Here is a 3,951-nt window from a genome sequence, read left to right on the forward strand (position 1 = left end):
GACAGCGCGTTCTCCCCGAACAGCACGCCCAGCAGACGGCTCACGCCGATGGACAGGCCGACGCCCGGGAACCGGTCGTTGCCCGAGCTGGCCAGGTTGTCGTAGCGGCCGCCGGAGCAGACCGAGCCGAACCGCTCGTAGCCGAGCAGTTGGGTCTCGTACACGGTCCCGGTGTAGTAGTCCAGGCCGCGCGCGATCTTCAGCTCGGCGCGGCACAGCCCCGGCGCGTGCGCCGCGGCCGTCTCCATGACCCGGGCCAGTTCGGCCAGGCCCTCGTCCAGCAGCGGGTCGGCGACGCCGAGGGCACCGACCCGGTCGACGAACGACAGGTCGTCCGCGGCGATCTCGGCCAGCGCGAGCGCCGCCTTGGCCTGGGCGTCGGTCGCGCCGGCGGTCTCGACCAGCAGCGCGGCGACCCTGTCCGGGCCGATCTTGTCGAGCTTGTCGACCGACCGCAGCGCCGCCTCCGGGTCGCCGATGCCCAGGCCGCGGTAGAAGCCCTCGCACACCTTGCGGTTGTTGACCTGGATCCGCACCGGCGGGATCGGCAGGGCGGCCAGCGCGTCGCCGATCACCAGCGGCACCTCGGCCTCGTAGTGGAACGGCAGCGTGTCGCGGTCCACCACGTCGATGTCGGCCTGGACGAACTCCCGGTAGCGCCCCTCCTGGGGCCGCTCGCCCCGCCACACCTTCTGGATCTGGTAGCGGCGGAACGGGAACTGGAGCTTGCCGGCGTTTTCAAGGACGAACCGCGCAAAGGGTACGGTGAGGTCGAAGTGCAGCCCGAGCGCGTCGTCGGTGCCGGCGGTGCCGCCCTCGGCGGGATCGGCCTGGAGCCGGCGCAGGACGTACACCTCCTTGGAGGTCTCGCCCTTGCGCAGCAACTGGTCCAGCGGCTCCACCGCGCGCGTCTCCAGCGGGGCGAAGCCGTACAGCTCGAACGTCGTCCGCAGCCGGTCCAGCACGTACTGCTCGATCATGCGCTGCGGCGGGAGCCACTCCGGGAAGCCGGAGAGGGGCGTGGGCCTGCTCATCGGGGTTGTCTACCAGCCTCGGTTCGGGGCCGCGCCGCGGGAGGTGTCGCGGGAGAGCTCGCGGAGCTGGCGCAGATAGGGATTGCCCGCCCGCTCGCGGCCGATCGTGGTCGCGGGACCGTGGCCGGGCAGCACCACCGTGTCGTCGGCCAGCGGAAGGATCTTGTCCCGCAGGCTGGCCAGCATCTCCGGCAGGCTGCCGCCCGGCAGGTCGGTGCGCCCGATGGAGCCGGCGAACAGGACGTCCCCGGACAGGCAGAGCTCGTCCGCCTCGTACGTCGTCCCCGCGGCCGGCAGCCGGAACAGCACCGACCCGCCGGTATGGCCCGGCGCGTGGTCGACGCTGATCTCCAGGCCGGCCAGGGCCAGGGTGGCGCCGTCGGTCAGCTCGGCCACGTCCTCCGGCTCCGCGTACGGCAGCCGGCCGCCGAACAGGGCGGCCAGGTCGGTGGACAGGGCCTTGGCCGGGTCGGCCAGCATCTCCCGGTCGGCCGGGTGCACGTACGCGGTCACACCGCGCGCGCCGCACACCGGCGCCACGGAGAACGTGTGGTCCAGGTGACCGTGGGTCAGCAGCACGGCGGCGGGGCGCAGCCGGTGCTCCGCCAGCACCTCGTCGAGCCGGTCGAGCACCCCGATGCCGGGGTCGACCACGACGCACTGCTCCCCCGGCGCCGGCGCGACCACGTAGCAGTTGGTCTCGAAGGCGTCGGCCGGAAACCCGACGACGAGCACGTCCGTCCCTCCCTGTGGGCTGATGCCGTCGAGCCTAGCCCGACCGTCGAACGGATAACCGCCGCGACCCGGGGCCAGTGACGATCTCCGATCACGACTTGACCGCACCGTGCCCCCTCGCGCACACGATTCCCAGGCTGTGGCCGTACACTCTGGCGGGCGTGTGGCGTGGCGCACTCCGGCGGAACGCACCGACCGGACGAGCACACGGGGAACCAGTGAGGCCAGTGAGGAGGGAGCACGCGTGGCTTCCAGCAAGGACCGGCAGCGCAAGCTCGCGCGGGCGAAGCTCGACCGGCAGTTGGCCCGCCGGGCGGCCGCGGAGCGGCGCAAGCGCCGGACCCGTGCCACCGTCGGCGCCGGCCTGGCCGTCGTGCTGATCGCCGTGGGCGCCGTATGGCTCTTCGGCGGCTTCGACGGCGACGACGAGACGGCCACCGCGCAGGACCAGTGCACCTGGACGCCGCAGGACGCCACGACCAACTCCAACCTCAAGGACGTGGGCACCCCACCCACCAAGGACCTGCCCACCAAGGGCACCCGGCTGATGACCGTGGTCACGCCCGGCGGCGACATCACCGCCGAACTCCAGGTCGACCCGTCGGTGTGCGGCACCGCCAGCCTCGCGTACCTGGCCGAGAAGAACTTCTACGACAACACCAAGTGCCACGAGCTGACCGAGACGTACCTGCGCTGCGGTGACCCCAGCGGCACCGGCCAGGGCGGCCCGACGTACGCCGTGTTCGGGGAGAACGTGCCGGCGCCCTCCGGAGCCTCCCCGTCGGCCAGCCCGGCACCGGCCGGCGAGGCCGCGCAGTACCCCAAGGGCACGATCGCGCTGGTGGCCACCACCCCGGGCAGCTACGGCAGCCAGTTCCTGATCTTCCACAAGGACCTGAGCATCGCCGAACCGGCGTACACGATCGTCGGCAACCTGCTGGGCGGCCAGGCCGTTCTCGACCAGATCGTCAAGGCCGGCACCGTCGCCAACGAGTCCGGCGAGAAGACCAAGCCGGCCAAGGACGTGACCGTCACCTCGGTACGGGTGGACGAGGCACGCACCGCCGGCACGCCGGCACCCACCCCTCCGGCGGGCCCCACCCCGTCGGCCACCGCCCAGTCCTGACCAGCTTCACCGCGGGAGGAAAGACCGTGACGTCCACGAGGGAGCGGCAGCGGGCCGCGGCACGGGCCAAGCTCGAACGCGAGATGGCCCAGCGCAAGGCCGCCGCGCGCAAGCGCCGCCAGAGGTTGACGATCCTCGGCGCCGGCGCGACGGTCATCGTCGTCCTCGCCGGCGTCGTTTGGCTGGTGGTCGCCCTCAACGATGACGACCCCGACACCGCCTCGCCGGCGCCCTCGGCGAGCGCGGGCGCGGCGCCCTGCACGTTCACCGAGGTGCCGGCGGACCAGCGGCCAAAGACCACGAAGGACGTCGGGCTGCCGCCGTCCGGTGAGCCCCGCGAGGGCACCGAGGTCATGAAGCTGGCCACGAACTTCGGCGACATCGAGATCACCATGGACCTGGCGAAGTCGCCGTGCACCGCGGCGAGCTTCCGGCACCTGGCCAGCAAGGACTTCTTCGACGGGATCAAGTGCCACCGGATCCTGCCCGGCCTGCTGCAGTGCGGCGACCCGAGCGCGAAGGGCAAGGGGTACCGCGAGACCGACGGCACGGGCGGCCCGTCCTACCGGTTCGCCGACGAGAACCTGCCGACGAACGAGCGGCCGCCGTACCCGGCGGGCGTGGTGGCGATGGCCAACAGCGGCCCGAACACGGCCACGAACGGCAGCCAGTTCTTCCTGGTCTACCAGGACGTTGAGCTCCAGCCGGCGTACGGCGTGGTCGGCAAGATCACCGACCCCAAGGGCATGGAGGTCCTGAAGAGCGCGACGGCGGCGGGCCACGACGGCGCGTTCGAGCCACAGCCGGGCGGCGGCCACCCCAAGAAGGACGTCGTCATCAACGACCTCACGGTGGGCTGAGCTTGCTGGCGCTCGCTCCGCTCGCGCGGGTTTCGCGCTTATCAACCGCCCTGGTCGAGCTAGTGTCGCGCGTCGTCGATTCCTTGACACGCCTGCGCCAGCCAAGCCACCGCCCTTCCGACTCCCTTTGCTCTGCTTACCCATGCGCAACACCGGCCTGGAGCGCGTGTTGCGCATCGGTAAGCAGAGCAAAGGG

Annotated in this window: 4 protein-coding genes; 2 read left to right on the forward strand and 2 right to left on the reverse strand. The window is 71.9% G+C overall.

The window, feature by feature from the left end:
- On the reverse strand, positions 1-1,034 hold a 1,034-nt coding region (locus tag VFO68_RS25685), incomplete at its 3' end, for a histidine--tRNA ligase (RefSeq protein ID WP_325160953.1).
- A 9-nt stretch (positions 1,035-1,043) separates the two neighbouring features.
- Positions 1,044-1,769 carry an MBL fold metallo-hydrolase gene (locus VFO68_RS25690; protein ID WP_325160954.1) on the reverse strand — a complete coding sequence of 242 codons (726 nt, stop codon included), beginning with the start codon at positions 1,767-1,769 and terminating at the stop codon, positions 1,044-1,046.
- 244 nt (positions 1,770-2,013) lie between these two features.
- Between VFO68_RS25690 and VFO68_RS25695 the strand changes: the two genes are divergently transcribed.
- A complete protein-coding gene (locus tag VFO68_RS25695; RefSeq protein WP_325160955.1) occupies positions 2,014-2,895 on the forward strand; it encodes a peptidylprolyl isomerase in 882 nt (293 codons plus the stop codon).
- A 26-nt stretch (positions 2,896-2,921) separates the two neighbouring features.
- The gene (locus VFO68_RS25700; protein ID WP_325160956.1) at positions 2,922-3,755 is read left to right on the forward strand and encodes a peptidylprolyl isomerase; all 834 of its coding nucleotides are present in this window, start codon (positions 2,922-2,924) and stop codon (positions 3,753-3,755) included.
- Positions 3,756-3,951: the final 196 nt, after the last annotated feature.

Source organism: Actinophytocola sp. (assembly GCF_035712165.1).
Lineage (GTDB): Bacteria > Actinomycetota > Actinomycetes > Mycobacteriales > Pseudonocardiaceae > DASYTH01.